The sequence below is a fragment of the Bradyrhizobium sp. YR681 genome (genome assembly GCF_000282615.1).
In the GTDB taxonomy this organism is placed as follows: Bacteria; Pseudomonadota; Alphaproteobacteria; order Rhizobiales; family Xanthobacteraceae; genus Bradyrhizobium.
The window spans coordinates 106,116-121,332 of sequence record NZ_AKIY01000189.1; the positions used below are offsets into that span (position 1 = coordinate 106,116).

At 63.5% G+C, this 15,217-nt stretch carries 12 protein-coding genes and 1 tRNA gene; 7 read left to right on the plus strand and 6 right to left on the minus strand.

Going from position 1 to position 15,217, the window contains the following annotated elements; all coding sequences use genetic code 11:
- From ggt to PMI42_RS16230, 4 genes are all read left to right on the plus strand, one after another.
- A complete protein-coding gene (gene ggt / locus PMI42_RS16215; protein WP_008135923.1) occupies window positions 1-1,722 on the plus strand; it encodes a gamma-glutamyltransferase in 1,722 nt (573 codons plus the stop codon).
- A 47-nt stretch (window positions 1,723-1,769) separates the two neighbouring features.
- Window positions 1,770-2,381 (plus strand): LysE family translocator, encoded by a 612-nt coding sequence (locus PMI42_RS16220; protein ID WP_008135924.1) that lies wholly within the window; start codon window positions 1,770-1,772, stop codon window positions 2,379-2,381.
- A gap of 664 nt (window positions 2,382-3,045) precedes the next feature.
- Window positions 3,046-4,257 carry a GGDEF domain-containing protein gene (locus PMI42_RS16225; RefSeq protein ID WP_008135925.1) on the plus strand — a complete coding sequence of 404 codons (1,212 nt, stop codon included), beginning with the start codon at window positions 3,046-3,048 and terminating at the stop codon, window positions 4,255-4,257.
- A gap of 33 nt (window positions 4,258-4,290) precedes the next feature.
- The gene (locus tag PMI42_RS16230; protein WP_008135927.1) at window positions 4,291-4,914 is read left to right on the plus strand and encodes a peptidoglycan recognition protein family protein; all 624 of its coding nucleotides are present in this window, start codon (window positions 4,291-4,293) and stop codon (window positions 4,912-4,914) included.
- Between the two features lie 43 nt (window positions 4,915-4,957).
- Here PMI42_RS16230 and PMI42_RS16235 read toward each other — a convergent pair whose 3' ends face one another.
- From PMI42_RS16235 to PMI42_RS16245, 3 genes are all read right to left on the minus strand, one after another.
- Complete coding sequence (locus PMI42_RS16235) at window positions 4,958-5,299, minus strand: hypothetical protein (protein ID WP_008135928.1); 342 nt, start codon at window positions 5,297-5,299, stop codon at window positions 4,958-4,960.
- 184 nt (window positions 5,300-5,483) lie between these two features.
- Window positions 5,484-6,383, minus strand: a complete 900-nt coding sequence (gene rpoH, locus PMI42_RS16240) for an RNA polymerase sigma factor RpoH (RefSeq protein ID WP_008135930.1) — start codon at window positions 6,381-6,383, stop codon at window positions 5,484-5,486.
- Window positions 6,384-6,602: 219 nt separating this feature from the next.
- A complete protein-coding gene (locus tag PMI42_RS16245; protein WP_035965825.1) occupies window positions 6,603-7,610 on the minus strand; it encodes an RluA family pseudouridine synthase in 1,008 nt (335 codons plus the stop codon).
- Between PMI42_RS16245 and PMI42_RS16250 the strand changes: the two genes are divergently transcribed.
- The 3 genes from PMI42_RS16250 to PMI42_RS40500 all read left to right on the plus strand — a co-directional run bounded on the left by PMI42_RS16250 (window position 7,609) and on the right by PMI42_RS40500 (window position 8,587).
- Window positions 7,609-7,953: a hypothetical protein gene (locus PMI42_RS16250; RefSeq protein WP_008135933.1), complete on the plus strand. Its 345-nt coding sequence runs from the start codon at window positions 7,609-7,611 to the stop codon at window positions 7,951-7,953. The genes PMI42_RS16245 and PMI42_RS16250 overlap by 2 nt on opposite strands.
- A gap of 57 nt (window positions 7,954-8,010) precedes the next feature.
- A tRNA-Glu gene (locus PMI42_RS16255) sits at window positions 8,011-8,085 on the plus strand.
- Between the two features lie 343 nt (window positions 8,086-8,428).
- Entirely contained in the window at window positions 8,429-8,587 is a 159-nt protein-coding gene (locus PMI42_RS40500) for a hypothetical protein (RefSeq protein WP_240535250.1), read from the plus strand.
- A 33-nt stretch (window positions 8,588-8,620) separates the two neighbouring features.
- On the opposite strand, the gene cysN is transcribed toward PMI42_RS40500, so the two are convergent.
- The 3 genes from cysN to PMI42_RS37480 form a co-directional block, all read right to left on the minus strand.
- On the minus strand, window positions 8,621-10,495 hold the full coding sequence (gene cysN, locus PMI42_RS16265; RefSeq protein WP_008135935.1) for a sulfate adenylyltransferase subunit CysN: 1,875 nt from the start codon (window positions 10,493-10,495) through the stop codon (window positions 8,621-8,623).
- Window positions 10,495-11,433, minus strand: coding sequence for a sulfate adenylyltransferase subunit CysD (gene cysD / locus PMI42_RS16270; protein WP_035965831.1), 939 nt, complete (start codon window positions 11,431-11,433; stop codon window positions 10,495-10,497). Before cysD ends, cysN begins: the two co-directional genes overlap by 1 nt.
- Before the next feature lie 504 nt (window positions 11,434-11,937).
- Window positions 11,938-15,213, minus strand: a complete 3,276-nt coding sequence (locus tag PMI42_RS37480) for an autotransporter outer membrane beta-barrel domain-containing protein (RefSeq protein WP_008135939.1) — start codon at window positions 15,211-15,213, stop codon at window positions 11,938-11,940.
- Window positions 15,214-15,217: the final 4 nt, after the last annotated feature.

Here is a 15,217-nt window from a genome sequence, read left to right on the forward strand (position 1 = left end):
ATGACCGATCTGATATCCTGGCGGCAACGGGCGGGCACGCTGTTCGATTGCGAGAAGACGTCGGCGACCGCCCGCCGCGGCATGGCCGTGACCAATCATCCGCTGGCTTCCGCTGCCGCGCTCGAGATGATGGGCGCCGGCGGCAATGCGATCGACGCGACCGTCGCGGCGCTGTTCACGCTGACCGTGGTCGAGCCGATGATGGTCGGCATTTTTGGTGGTGGCGTCGCGGTGATCAGGCTTGCGGACGGCCGCATCACGACGATCGATGGTCTTTCCACGGCGCCCGCTGCCTGCCGTCCCGACAGTTACAAGCCAGTGTCCGACCGGTGGCCGGACTACATGGAGACGGAGGGGCGCCGCAACGCCGTCGGTGCCGCCGCGGTCGCGGTTCCCGGCACGCTGAAGGCGTGGTGCGAGGCACAGGAGCGCTTCGGCAAGCTGCCGCTGGACTCGGTGATGGAGCCCGCCATCCGGCATGCGCGCCGCGGCTTTGCGGTGACGCCCTATCTCGCCAATTGCATTGCCGAGATGGCGCCGGACCTGTCACGCAACGCCGCGATCTCGGCGAAATTCCTGCCGAAGGAGAAGCCGCTCAGGGCGGGCTCGCTCCTGGTGCAGGGCGAATATGCGGAGACGCTTGGCGCCATCGCCAAGGAAGGGCCGGGCGCGGTCTATGGCGGCAGCCTCGGCGACGTCATCGCACATGAATTGTTTAAGGCCGGTTCCTTCCTGACTGCTGCCGACCTCGAGGCCTACAAGACGATCGAACGCGAACCGGTCCGCGGCACCTATCGCGGCGTCGAGCTGATCGGCCCCGCGCCGCCCGCGTCCGGCGGCGTCCACATCATCCAGATGCTCAACATCCTGGAAGCCTACGAGATCGGCAAGTCCGGCTTCGGTACGGTCGAGACGATCCATCTGATGCTCGAGGCCCTGAAGATCGCCGCCGCCGATCGCCGCGCGGCGACGGCCGATCCGGCCTTCGTCAAGGTGCCGGTCGAGCAGCTTGTCTCCAAGGACTACGCCGCCCGGCGCCGCGCCGAAATCGATCCTGCGCGCGTCGGCACCTATGTCGCCGGCGTCGGCATCCAGACCACGCCGACGGGCACCAACGAGTCCGCCAACACCACCCATGTCACGATCGCCGATGGCGACGGCAACATCGTCACCTCGACCCAGACCATCAACTCGCTGTTCGGCGCGCGCATCATGATCCCTGGCACCGGTATCATCCCGAACAATTACATGTACCTGTTCGACCCGCATCCTGGTCACGCGCTGTCGCTGGCGCCGGGCAAGCGCATCACCAGCGGCATCTCGGCGATGATCGGCCTCAGCGAGGGCCGGCCGGCCTTCGCGGTCGGCATGCCCGGCGCGCACCGGATTCCCGCAGGCGTGCTCCAGGCCGTCATCAACCTGGTCGACCACGGCATGAGCCTTCAGGAGGCGGTCGAGGCGCCGCGCATCTTCTCTTGGGGCCAGGAGGCCGAGATCGAGACCGGGATGACCGCTGGCGTGCGCGAGAAGCTCACGGCGCTCGGTCATCCCGTGGTGTCACCCGCCCATGTCGGCGGCGGCATGTGTGCGATCGGCTTTGGGCTCGACGGCGAGATGACGGGCGCGGCGTGCTGGCGCGCCGACGGCGTGCCGATGGGCGTCGGCGGCGGCCTCGCCCGCGCCGGCACCTCGTTCTGGCCCGATCCGCGTCGGCCGCGCTGAACGGGTCGTGACTTCTCCCTCATCGAGGAGGATGGTAGGGACAGGACATGACCTGGTCCTTCCTGCTCACCTCGCTGATCGTCGTCGCCTCGCCCGGCACCGGCGTGCTCTATACGCTGGCTGCGGCACTCACGCGCGGCTCGCGCGCCAGCATCGCAGCCGCCTTCGGCTGCACGCTCGGGATCGTGCCGCACATGCTTGCGGCGATGCTGGGCCTGGCCGCCGTGCTCCATACCAGCGCGCTGGCCTTTGCCGCGCTGAAATGGGGCGGCGTGCTCTATCTGCTCTACATGTCCTGGCAGGCGTTGCGCGAGACCGGGGCGCTGGCGGTCGAGGGCGAGATCAAGGAGCGTTCGAGCGGCCGGGTCATCGTGACAGGCTTCCTGATCAATATCCTCAATCCAAAGCTCTCGATCTTCTTCCTCGCCTTCCTGCCCCAGTTCATCGCGGTGGACGAGGCCCATGTGTTGGCGCGGATGCTGGAATTGAGCGGCGCCTTCATGGCGATGACGTTTGCAGTCTTCGTCGTCTACGGGCTCTGCGCCGCTTCGGTGCGCGAGCGCGTCATCTCCCGCCCGGCCGTCATGGCCTGGCTGCGCCGCAGCTTTGCCGCCGGTTTTGCGATGCTCGGTGCCAAGCTGGCGTTTGCTGAAAGGTAGGCGCTCTTCACCTTTCCCCGCTTCCTTCCTTCACCTCTCCCCGCCTGCGAGGGGAGGGAGTGAGAGAGAGCGGAGCGCGACAACGCAGCCAATAAAAAAGCGGGCCTTGCGCCCGCCACCTTCAAACTCTCTCGACATTGACCGGAGCCCGGGCGGAGCGAAACTCCACCCGGGCAAAGAACAAGCCGCGTTACTTCTTCTTCGCGGCCTTCTTGGTCTTCTTCGCCTTCGCCTTCTTCGCCTTCTTCGCTTTCTTAGCCATAGTATCCTCTTAGGGGTTCATGGTTAAACGCGACACGAGGGATGCTCGGCGGAGGGCCAGCCTCGCAACATCCTCGATGACAAGCTCAGCAGATTCGCAGGGCTCTGCCCCGTGCTGTCACATCCGTGTCATCGCGTTATCCACAGCTCAGATGCATTTTCGGGTGATTTTGGTCCGCGAATCCGCATCGAAGCGTCGGTGGCGCGACGTCGGCGACATGCCTAACGATCCGACAACGCGCGCGCCGTTCATGAATCCAAAACCAAGGACTGGGTTTGAAGGGTCGCAGTGAGACTCCGTTAAGTGCAACCCGCGCATTGTTCCCGCAAGAAAACGGGGATGGGTGATGAACGAACGGCTGCCACAGACAGGGGGCGGGACGCTGCGCGTGCTGCGGCGGCCATGCTGAACGTACCGACGCTCTGGACGGTCTTCGCCGTCAACTTCATGGCGCTCGGCCTGATCTGGGCCTACGTGACGCACTCCTATCCGAAATTCGCGGCCGCGCGGTTCTGGATGGCATCGGCCTTCGTCGCTGCGGCGGGGGCGTTGGCCGCCCTGGTCCGCCTGTTCGTCGCTTCTCCCGTACCGCTGCTGATCGGAGCCACCGGTGTCGTCGCGGCGAGCTGTCTCGCCGCCATGGGCATCCAGCGCTTCTACGATCGCCCGGTGTCATGGCGCGTCATGGCCGCGACGGGCGTCTTGAGCCTCGGCGGTGTCGTCTTCTTCATGGTCGGCTTCGATCACATGCAGCTGCGCATGCTCAGCTACACCATCGGCCAGGCCCTGCCGCTGGCGCTGTCGCTGCGTCTGTTGCTGTCGCCGCCCGAAGGCCGCGTCAGTCCGGGCGCACGTCTGTCCGGCATCGTCATCCTCGCCACCATCGCGATCTTTCTCGCTCGCACCGTGGGCAACCTGCTCGGCCACGATTTCTCGGCGGCCGCCGGCGGTCAGACCCATGCCGTCATGGTGCTGGGCCTCCTGTTCCTGTCGATGACGCTCAATTTCGGCTTCCTGCTGATGGCGATGGATCGCCTGCGTGGCGAGGTCGCCGACCTTGCGCTGCTCGACGATCTCACCGGTGTCGCCAACCGACGTCATCTGTTGCAGCGCCTGTCCGAGGAATGCGCCCGTTCGGAACGCAGCGGCGAGCCGTTCTCGCTGCTGGTGATCGATCTCGACGGCTTCAAGACCATCAACGACACCTATGGCCACGCCGCGGGCGACGACTGCCTGCGGCACTTCACCCTGATGGCGCAGACGCGCTTGCGGCCCGGCGACATGCTCGCCCGTACCGGCGGCGACGAGTTCTGCGTCGTGCTGCCGTCCTCCGGCTTGCGCGAGGCGGCCGCGATCGCCCACCGCGTGCTCGAGGTCTGCCGTCAGGACGCCGTCGCCTGCATCGGCAACGACATTCCGATCGCGATCTCGATCGGCGTCGCCGAGTGGGACCGCGGCATCGGCCAATTTCCGGACCGGCTGATCGCGCACGCCGACCACGCGCTCTATGCCGCCAAGAAGAACGGCAAGAACGATTTTGCGGTCTACGATCCGGCGCCGCCGCTGTCGCCCGAGCCGGCCGGATTCGGCGCGGCCGCGCGCAAATTTGCCTGAAGCCTGATACGCTGGGGTCCCCGCTGGACTCCCATGATGATATCTCGCCTGCTCACGGCCATTCTCGCCGCCTTCCTGATCGCTCCCGTCGCCGCAGCCGACCCCGAGTTCGCAAAGCTCGCGCGCAGCCCCGGCACGCCTGACATTCCCGGCCTGAAGATCGTCTGGCTCGCGCCGTGGGGCGACGTTCGCAACGCAACACCCTGGCGCAACATCATCGTGCACCAGACCGAGGGGCCGGCGGGCTCGGCGCGCGGCGGTGCGGCGGAGCAGGCGAAGAATCCGACCCGGCGCGGCGTCACGGTGTGGGTGGAGACCGACGGCACGGTCTATTGGGCTGTTGCCGAAAACCTGGTGCCGACCCATGGCGACGGCGCCAACCGCAACGACAACAAATACATCGACAACAGGGCGACCTACCGCCAGGTGGTGCGTGACAATTCGATCGGCGTCGAGTTCGCCGGCAATTATCCCGATGTTGCCGCGGGCCCCACCGAGGCGCAGGTCGCGGCATGGAAGATCCTCGTGAAGGTGCTGCGCGCGCGCTACGACATCCCGCTGACCCACGTTTATGCGCACAACTGGATCGACTACAAGGACGCCCGCTATTGCGAGGGCTGCTGGCTCGCGACCCTGGCGAGAATTTGGGGAGAGTAGAAGATGCGCTCCCTCGCCGCGCTTGCGGGGAGAGGCGAAGAGACTACACCGGCTGGGCCATCCAGCCGAAAAACCGCCGGATCAATCCCGGCCGCCGCGGTACCTCCGGCGGCCCGTCTGCCGCCAGCATGCGTTTGAAGAAGTAATCCAGAAACGCCATGTCGTTCGGCTCGGTGACGGTGAACGTCTCGTCGCCGAAGAACACGCTGTAGTTAAAGAAGAACGGTCCCATGATCGGAATCGTCGCGGTCGAGGCGTAATCCTTGGAGATCACGAACTCGGCGGGATCGAGCCCGTGCTCGCGCATCGCCTGCTCGACCAGCGGCAGCTTGCGCATGAACTGGGCTGAAAAGCCGCCGACGGTGGATTGCAGGATGATCGACACGATGGTGTCCGTCCTCTTGGTGCTTGCGCCCGATACTTTGGGCCGGTCGACGCGATACCGGTTCAGGATGCCCGGCCGGCGCCGGCGCGAACATGCGGCACCTCACACACACAAAAAAAGCCGGCGTTGCCGCCGGCTTTTTGTCTTTTCTCGATCCGCCAATTCCTGGCGCCGAAGCCTTCGCTTAGAGCGCGGCTTCCAGCGCGGCCTGTTCGGCCTTTGCGATGGTGCCCTTGACCGCGGCCTGCACCTTTTCGAAGGCGCGGACCTCGATCTGGCGGACACGCTCGCGCGACACGCCGAACTCGGCGGCAAGGTCTTCCAGCGTCATCGGCTCATCGGCGAGGCGACGGGCCTCGAAGATGCGGCGTTCGCGCGGGTTGAGCACGCCCATGGCGCCATTCAGGGCGTCACGGCGGTGATCATACTCCTCGTGCTCCGCCATCATGGCTTCCTGGTTGGGCGTATTGTCGACCAGCCAGTCCTGCCATTCGCCGGCTTCGCCGTCGTCGCGGATCGGTGCGTTGAGCGACGCGTCACCGCCGAGGCGGCGGTTCATGTCGATCACGTCCTGGGCGGTGACGCCCAGCCGCTTTGCAATGACCGCGACCTGGTCGGGGCGAAGATCGCCTTCGTCCAGTGCGTTGATCTTGCTCTTCGCCTTGCGCAGGTTGAAGAACAGCTTCTTCTGGTTCGCGGTGGTGCCCATCTTCACGAGCGACCAGGAACGCAGGATGTACTCTTGAATCGACGCCTTGATCCACCACATCGCGTAGGTGGCGAGACGGAACCCCTTTTCGGGTTCGAAACGCTTCACCGCCTGCATCAGGCCGACATTGCCTTCCGAGACGACCTCGGAGATCGGCAGGCCGTAGCCGCGATAGCCCATGGCGATCTTGGCCACGAGGCGGAGATGGCTGGTGACGAGTTGGTGCGCCGCATCGCGATCGTCATGCTCCCGCCAACGCTTGGCGAGCATGTATTCCTGCTGGGGCTCCAGCATCGGGAACTTGCGAATTTCGGCGAGGTAACGAGAAAGGCCGGATTCTCCATTAAGGACCGGCAGAGCAGCGGTACGGGCCATTTTTAGCCCCTCCAAAGGTTCAGGCCCCCGATAGCGGCGGGCCAGGCAGACGACCGCTGTGTTAAAGCCGGCCGTAGCTGCGATGTTCCGCGTTGGTCATTTCCAACGCAGGCGCAATATACCTCATGGGGGGGCAAAAAGGGAAGGATTGCTGACGTCACGTCCCCGTGTGGCAGCTATAACTTTTTGTAATGTAACGCTTTTCCTAAAGCCCCTGCGTCATAGCGCCGCTTTCAGGGAGCTCTCCAGGAGAAGCAAATCCTCCGGCAGAGGTGCCTCCCAGTGGAGTAATTCTCCAGTCCTCGGGTGCTCCAATACCAGCAAATAAGCGTGCAGCGCCTGCCGTCCAAGGGCGGTCAAAGCTGCTTGCGAGTCGGGGCCGAGCTGGTTGGCCTTGGTCTTGAAATGCGGGCCATAGACGGCATCGCCCATCAGGGGGTGGCCGATATGGGCGAGGTGGACGCGGATCTGGTGGGTGCGCCCGGTCTCCAGTTCGCAGCCGAGCAGGGCGGCGATCGGCTTGCCGTCGCGCCCCGAAAAACTCTCCAGGATCTCCCAATGCGTCACCGCCTCGCGGCCGCCCTGGCGCACCGCCATCTTCTCGCGCGCATGGGGGTGACGGTCGATCGGCGCATCGACGGTGCCGCGATGCCGGTTCGGCACGCCCCAGGCGAAGGCCATGTAGCCGCGCCGCATCGCCCCGGTGCGCCCATGGTCCGCGAATTGGGCCGACAGCGAGGCATGGGCAAGGTCGTTCTTGGCGACCACCATCAGCCCTGTGGTGTCCTTGTCCAGCCGATGCACGATGCCGGGCCGGCGCACCCCGCCGATCCCCGACAGCGTCGCGCCGCAATGGGCGATCAGTGCGTTCACCAGCGTCCCGGTCTCGTGCCCGGCCGCGGGGTGCACGACCAGCCCCTTGGGCTTGTTGATGACGATGATGTCGTCGTCCTCGAACACGATATCGAGGGCGATATCCTCGCCCTTGGGCTCGGCGGGCGCGGCCTCCGGCACGTCGATTATGATCGTATCGCCGGATATGACGTGATAAGCGGGGTCGCGGACCGCGGAGGCCCTCAGGCTCACCGCGCCCGCCAGGATCAGGGCTTTCAGCCTCGATCGCGACAGGTCCGGCAAACGCGCCGCCAGCACGCGGTCGAGCCGGGCCGAGCCCTCGTCGCCGGCAACGACAACCTCCAACCTTTGCGCAGAGCCAATAGTTTCCATGACGACGTCTGATACCGCTGTTCCCGAACCGAGCCCCGAGCAGGCCGCGCTGTTCGCGCGGGTGCGACGGATGATGCTGATCGCGGGGTTGACCACGGCGCTGGCAATCTGCGCCGTTCTGATCGCGGTGGGCTACCGCCTTTTCAAGTCGGAGGGAAGGGCGCCCGAGCCGGTCGGCGACGTCATTGCCACCCTGCCGAAAGGCGCCAAAATCGTCTCGACCGGGGTCGCCGGCGACCGCCTCGTGGTCACGCTCGACGTCGGCGGGGTCATCGAGATCCGCACCTTCGATGCCCACACCCTGAAGCCGGCCGGAAAGCTGAAATTTGCCAATGAGCCGTAAAAGGCCCATTCGGGTGCTTGCGGCGGACAAATTTCGAGGTTATTGGCTAGCCCTCACGCTCCCTTCGTCTAGCGGTTAGGACGCGGCCCTCTCAAGGCTGAAACAGGGGTTCGATTCCCCTAGGGAGCGCCAGCCTCACTCCTATCGATCTGATTTTCCTCTCGTTTTTGGCGTTTTGCCCAAATCCACGGAAGTGATTTGGGCAATCCTGTCGCCCTGTGTCCTTCAAGCTTGATGACTGCGTCTTGGGCGAGGCCCGCCTGATCAGCCTCTTCCGTATAGCGCCCAGCTTCAGCAAGTGTCGTGTGTCCGAGGACAGACATGATCATCTCCGCCGTTGCGCCGGCTTCGGCGAGCAAACGTCCGGCGGCTTTCGGAAGGCCATGCGGCTTGCAATCGAGAGGCGGTCCGGCCTCCGAGATAGCGTCCCGCATCCATCCACTAAAACCATCGACCGTGAAGGACTTGCCGTCGCGTGACGGATCAGGATCCGCAGCTTCTTCAGAGTATCGAGTGCCGCACCGGGGTGATCAGCATAGGGCTGAAGAATGCCAGTGATGATGCGCTCGCGCGAGAGCCCGGCGACTGTGCGATGACCGTGTTCGGTGCGGAGCGTTTCAAGACGGCAATGTAGCCAGTCTTGCTCGTATCGCGGAAGCCAACGTATCTATCCAATTCTGCCCAATTCTGCCAATTTCCTGATGATTTTTTCGGATAGTTGTTCGGGCTGCTGGCCGATTGTGTGCAGGTGTATCTCGGGATTGTGGGGAGCTTCGTAGGGCGCATCGATGCCCGTGAAGTTCTTGATCGTGCCGGCCTTCGCTTTCGCGTAGAGACCCTTCGGATCGCGCCGTACGCATTCGTCGATAGGAGTATCCACGAATACTTCAATAAACTCCTCATCCGAAAACAAGCGTCGAGCCATTTCGCGTTCAGCGCGATACGGAGAGATGAACGAGCACAGCACGATGAGCCCCGCGTCCAACAAGAGCTTAGCGACCTCGCTGGCGCGGCGAATGTTCTCGACCCGATCGGCCTCCGTGAAACCGAGGTCTCGATTAAGTCCGTGGCGCATAGTGTCGCCATCGAGTAGCATTGTGTGATGACCGGCAGCGTGCAGCTGCCGCTCGACAATGTTGGCAATCGTCGACTTGCCTGCGCCTGACAAGCCGGTAAGCCAAACAATTGCGGGTCTTTGGCGCTTTTGTGCGGCCCGCTCGGATTTTCCGAGCAGGGTCGTTTGCCGATGGATAGTTGTGCCCCGCCGCAGGCCGAAGGCAATCATCCCCGCACCAAGAGTATGATTGGTAAACCGGTCGATGACGATGAATGCCCCCGTTTTGTGGTTATGCACGTACGGGTCGAATGCAACTGGCGTGTCGGTGGCAAAGTTACAGAAGGCGATATCGTTGAGATCGAGAGTCTGAGCCGCCAGATGCGCGCTCGTATTGACATCGACTTTGTGCCTGATTCCGGTCACCGTGATCGGCGTTACTCTGGTTCCAATGCGTGCCAAGTAGGAACGCCCGGGCATCAGCGCTTGGTCGCTCATCCAGATGATGTGTGCGGCAAATTGATCGGACACCTCGGGGCGAGACATGGGACTGGCCAGGAGATCGCCGCGTGCAATATCCAACTCGTCCGCGAGTGTGATCGTGATTGCGTCTCCTGCCTGTGCGAACTGCTGTGGGCCGGCAGAGGTTATAAGTTCCTTCACGCTTGAGGTCCGGCTCGAACCGGCGACGAAGATGGGATCGCCGGAATTGACCGTCCCGGAAACCACTGTTCCGGCATAACCCCGGAAATCAGCATTCGGACGATTGACCCATTGCACAGGAAAGCGGAATGAAGCTTCCGCTGTTTCATTCTCGACATTGATCGTCTCGAGATAGTCCAGCAAGGCTGGTCCGCTATACCAAGGTGTCTTGTCCGATAGCTTTACGACGTTGTCGCCGTTTCTGGCCGAAATCGGAAATGACACAATCGACGAGAACCCGAACTGCGATGCGAAGGCGCAATAGTCGGTAACGATACGGTCGAAAATATCTGCTTGATATGCGACTAGATCGATCTTGTTCACGGCTACGACCACATGGCGCAACCCAAGAAGTGAACAAATTAGCGAATGCCGCCTGGTCTGCAACAAAACGCCCTTACGCGCATCGATCAGGATAATGGCCAGGTCGGCCTTCGATGCCGCCGTCGCCATATTCCTCGTGTACTGCTCGTGACCCGGCGTATCGGTTACGATGAAAGAGCGCCTCGGCGTGGTAAAAAAACGATAGGCGACATCGATTGTGATGCCCTGCTCACGCTCGGCCTCAAGGCCGTCCACCAGAAGGGCAAAGTCGATGTCATCGCCGGTGGTGCCGTAACGTATCGAGTCTTTGGCAAGCGTCGACAGCTGATCCTCGAAAATCAGCTTTGAATCGTGCAGGAGACGGCCGATCAGCGTGGATTTTCCGTCATCTACCGATCCACATGTGAGAAATCGAAGTAGATCCTTGTTCGTCTCTTCGGCAGGAAGGCGGGCGCACTCCATCAAAAATAGCCTTCCCGCTTCTTTTTCTCCATCGACGCCGACTCGTCGCTATCAATGAGGCGCCCCTGGCGCTCCGAAACGCGTGTCGATTGCATTTCCGATACGATATCCTCGAGGGAAACGGCATGGGACTCGATCGCTCCCGTTAAAGGATAGCAGCCTAGTGTACGAAATCGAACAAGTCGCACTTCCGGCTCTTCGTTGGGACGGAAGGGCAGGCGATTGTCATCTACCATGATCCAGGTCCCATCGCGACGCACGACGGGGCGATGTTTGGCGAAGTAGAGCGGCACCACGGCAATATTTTCCAGCATCACATAATGCCAGATATCTAATTCGGTCCAGTTTGATAGAGGGAATACGCGAACCGTCTCGCCAGGTCGAATGCGGCCGTTGAAAAGATTCCACAATTCGGGACGTTGGTTTCGCGGGTCCCAGACGTGGCCCTGAGAGCGAAAAGAGAAAATACGTTCCTTTGCTCGGCTCTTTTCTTCATCTCTTCGCGCACCACCAAGCGCTGCATCGAAGCCGTGAAGGTCGAGCGCCTGCTTGAGTGCTTCCGTCTTCATGATCTGTGTGTGGACGGAAGAGCCCGACGCAATTGGGCCAATGCCACGGGAGAGGCCGTCGTGATTGACATGGACCAGCATCTCAATCCCGAGACGGCGTGCGGTTTCGTCCCGAAACGCAATCATCTCGCGAAACTTCCAGGTTGTGTCTACGTGTAGAAGGGGAAATGGTAGCTCGGCGGGGTGGAAGGCCTTGATCGCCAAATGCAGCATGACGCTGGAGTCTTTTCCAATCGAATAGAGCATGACGGGCTTTTTGAATTCAGCCACGACCTCGCGCATTATCTCAATGGACTCGGCTTCCAAGGCCTTGAGATGCTTTGGAAGCCTGCGCCGCGTTTCCGTAGTAGGTGATGCTGAGACATCCATGAGGTAACGAACTCCAGTTCAGCATTATCAAAACGACGAGATGAGAGCGTGACATCATGCTCGTGCGGGAGCCTAATGCTTAGGGATGTCCTCCGGCGTAAAGTAGATCGGTTCATAGTCGAAGTTTCGTGAACTCCACCGACCTCTTAGTTCACAGCCGCAATTGATACAGATCAGTTGTTCGTCCTCCGTCAAGGGAATCTCCTTGGGGGCAACGACGTACCCATGCCGCAGGAGCACCTATGCTTCATATTGAAGTATGGAATTTTATTCTCTGCTCGATCAGGGTAACGATCGTATCTCGGCCGCATGGTAAAGATGAAACGACTCCGTCGCCAGGCTCGCGAACGCGCCCAGCTTCGCGGACTGCGCCGCTGCCTGCGCCGCGGGAATTGATCGACGATCGCAATCACGGTCAGCATCACGGCCGCGATCCCGTGCGGGTCGTCGAAAGCTGACGGGATCGACCGCGCCGACGCGCTGCATCACAGCCGTCGGCCGCCGTCACCACTGATATCTTGCGACGGCCTTGCCGGCGTAGCTGCTGGAATTGCCGGAGAACTCGCCGTCGAAGGTGCCGGCGAGCGAGAAACCGTTGCGCCAGACAAGTTCGGCGGCCAGGGTCGTCAGCGCCTTGTCCGGCAATTGGGCCGCGCCGCTCACCACGAAGGAGGCGCCCGGCAGCGACTGGAAGGTGGCGCCGACGGAGCGGTCGGTGGAATAATCGTGCGCCCAGGCGAAACGGCTGCGCAGGGTCAGCGTCGTCCCCGGCAGCGTACCCATGAGGGCCCAGGATTTGTCGGTGCGGAAGCCGAGCTCCGAGCGCGATGCCGTGACGTCTTTGGCACCATAGCGCAGCGCAAAGGCGTCGCTGCCGATGACGGCCGCCTCAGTGTAGGCCGGCAGGTTGAAGGTGGTGAACTGACCGGCCGCATAGGGCGTGATGGCGACGCCCATCCAGGGACTGACGACGCGATAGCCGCCTTCGAGCCGGCCCGACCAGGCGTTGGCCTTGAACCGGGCCTGCAACTGGTCGAGGCCGGCCACGGTGCGGTTGGTGGTGATATCCTGCCAGCCATAGGCGAGCGCGGCCGCGACATAGGCCGCCCCCGTCGTATGCCTCGCATAGGCGCCGGCCTGGAACAAGTCGGAGTGGCCGCTGCCGAGACCGCCAGCAACAGTGAAACTGGTGCCGCCGCCGGCGAGCGCGAAGCCGACGATCGTGTCGGGTGCGATCAGATAGTCAGCGCCGACCGTGCCGGCCGCGATGCGACTGGTGGTCGAATTGCTGCCGACTGCGGCGTTGCCGTCGGTGGTCTGCGAGCCGCCGAAGCCCGCGGCCCAGACGTTCCAGCGTGCCGCGAAGTCCTGTTGCATAGGCGCCTTGGTGACCATTGCATAGGCCTCGCGCTCGGCCGCGGTGTGTCGCCGTCCGGCCGAGGCAGGGGCGCCGGCCTCGCCTTCGGAGGCGTAGCCGCTGACGCCAGCCGGCGTGACGGTGCCGCGATTGAAGGGATCGAGCATCACGCCGACGAACTGGCCCATTGCATCGAAGGTGACATGCTGAGTGCCGGTGGCGCTTTCGCCGGAGAGCTGGTTGAGCATGCCGCGGTAGCCGTCGAGCGATGTCGGGCCGTTGAGCAGCAGGTTGAAGATTGGCCCGCCGAGGCCCGAGCCTTGCCCCGCCCCGTTGAGCGCGTTGGCGAGCGATGTCTGGTTGCCGGTGAGGCCGGAGGTCACGAAGTTGATGGAGCTCCTGATCGCGACGTCGTTGGCGTTGGGATAGACCAGTTCGACGTGCAGGACCGGGCTCGCCTGCAGCGCCTGCAGCGACAAGCCGCTGTTTGTGACGCCGCCCGCGGCCGACACGATGGTCTGCTGGTACACGCCAGCCTGCGCGTTCAACAGGCGCAGCTGCACGGTGCCCGCCAGGTTGGCGGTTCCCGACACGTTGACCCGGTCGGCGCTGCCGCCGGCCATGTTCAAATCGATCGTCAGGCGCCCGGTCGCGGTCTGCACCAGGTTGCCGGTCAAGGCCGTGGTCAGGACCGTCCCGGCGCCGCCGGGCGACAGGGTGCCGGCATTGGTCAGCGCGTTGCCGGCGCCGAGACTGACGGTGGCGCCGGAATTGAACAGGCCGCCCGCCGTGTTGTTGAAGACGTTGGTGCCGGTGCCAAGATCGACATTGCCAGTCACGGTGCCGAAATTGCTGACGGCGTCATTGCCCGTGCTGGCCGCGATCGCCAGCCCCGACAAGGCCGTCACGGTGCCGCGGTTGACCAGCGTGTTGTCGGTGCCGCCGATGAGGGAGACACCCGTTCCGGAACCGGTGCCGCCGGACACCGTGCCTGAATTGATGGTGACCGCGATCGGCCCGCCCACGCTTTGGGCGGACATCCCGCTCGCGTTGGAGCCCGTAGCGGTGACGTCGCCGGTCGAGGTCACCGTCACCGCGCCGTTGCTCTGGGCAAAAATGCCGTTCGAGCCGGCGCCCTTCGTGGTGATGTTGCCGGTCGAGGTCAGCATGACAAAGCTGCCGCCGCCGGCATAAATCCCGTTCGAGAACCAGTCCGTCGTGGTGATGTTGCCGGTCGAGGTCACCAGCACCCTGCCGCCGTGGCTCTGGGCAAAAATCCCGGCGCCCGTGGTGACGATGCTGCCGGTCGAGGTCACATACACATCGTTGGGGGAGCTGGCCTCAATCCCGCCCGCGTTGACGCCCGTCGTGGTGATGTTGCCGGTCGAGGTCACCGTCGCCGTGCCGTTGCCGTGCGCATAAATCCCCTGCGCGCTGTCGCCCGTGGTGATGATGTCGCCGGTCGAGGTCACCACCGCCGTGGGGCCGCCCCGGGCAAAAATCCCGGCGCCCGTGGTGGTGATGTTGCCGATCGAGGTCACCGTCGCCACGCCGGAGCCGACGCTGCTGGCCAGGGCAAGAATCCCCACCGCATCGTCGCCCCTGGTGGTGATGTTGCCGGTCGAGGCTACCGTGACATCTTGCGTGGAGCGAGCAAAAATCCCTTGCGCGCCTTTGCCCGCGGTGCCGACGTCGCCGGTCGAGGTCAGCGTTACAACGTCGCCACCGGCCTGAATCCCAGACGCGTTGTCGCCCCGGGTGGTGATGCTGCCGGTCGAGGTCAGCGTTATCCCAAAGCTGCTGTAGACCTCAATCCCGCTCGCGTAGGCGCCCCCGGTGGTGATGCTGCCGGTTGAGGTCACCACCGCGCTGTGGTAGCCGATAGCTAAAATGCCCCTTGCGCGGGCGCCCGTCGTGGTGATGCTGCCGGTCGAGGTCACCGTTACCGTGCCTGTGTGGCCTACGACGCTGTAAGCATCAATGCCGTGCGCATCGTCGCCCGTCGTGGTGATGCCGAAGGCACCGGTGTCGCTGCCGATGGTGACGTCGCCGGTGGTGGAGCGGAAGCTGATGCCGCGAGTTCCACTGGCGGGCGCAATGGCCGTGGTGAGATTGTTGACGTTCAGCGTGGTGACCGCCGGGACCGGAAAATCGGTCCCGGCGGCGATGCCGGCGGATTGATCGCCGCTGCAGGTCGCGACCGCGCCATTGATCACGCAGAGGGTCGGCGCCGCCGCAGCCGGGTCGCCGACCGCGAAGCTGAGCGCGCCGGCGGCAGCGCTGCCGAGCAGCGCCGCGCGCCAGCTCGCGCCGGGCCAGCGCACGAGCCGCAGCGTCGGCGTGTCGACACCGCGATCGAATCTCGCTGGCGCGGGATTCTCAGATCGCTTTTCGAGGTGTCCGACCAATTCAACTGGGCTCATGAAG

Excerpts from the sequence above, each read along its gene's own strand:
- ggt (WP_008135923.1), top strand. The coding sequence starts at position 1 with ATGACCGATCTGATATCCTGGCGGCAACGGGCGGGCACGCTGTTCGAT.
- PMI42_RS16220 (WP_008135924.1), top strand. The coding sequence starts at position 1,770 with ATGACCTGGTCCTTCCTGCTCACCTCGCTGATCGTCGTCGCCTCGCCC.
- PMI42_RS16225 (WP_008135925.1), top strand. The coding sequence starts at position 3,046 with ATGCTGAACGTACCGACGCTCTGGACGGTCTTCGCCGTCAACTTCATG.
- PMI42_RS16230 (WP_008135927.1), top strand. The coding sequence starts at position 4,291 with ATGATGATATCTCGCCTGCTCACGGCCATTCTCGCCGCCTTCCTGATC.
- rpoH (WP_008135930.1), bottom strand. The coding sequence starts at position 6,383 with ATGGCCCGTACCGCTGCTCTGCCGGTCCTTAATGGAGAATCCGGCCTT.
- PMI42_RS16250 (WP_008135933.1), top strand. The coding sequence starts at position 7,609 with ATGACGACGTCTGATACCGCTGTTCCCGAACCGAGCCCCGAGCAGGCC.
- PMI42_RS16245 (WP_035965825.1), bottom strand. The coding sequence starts at position 7,610 with ATGGAAACTATTGGCTCTGCGCAAAGGTTGGAGGTTGTCGTTGCCGGC.
- cysN (WP_008135935.1), bottom strand. The coding sequence starts at position 10,495 with ATGGAGTGCGCCCGCCTTCCTGCCGAAGAGACGAACAAGGATCTACTT.
- cysD (WP_035965831.1), bottom strand. The coding sequence starts at position 11,433 with ATGGATGTCTCAGCATCACCTACTACGGAAACGCGGCGCAGGCTTCCA.
- PMI42_RS37480 (WP_008135939.1), bottom strand. The coding sequence starts at position 15,213 with ATGAGCCCAGTTGAATTGGTCGGACACCTCGAAAAGCGATCTGAGAAT.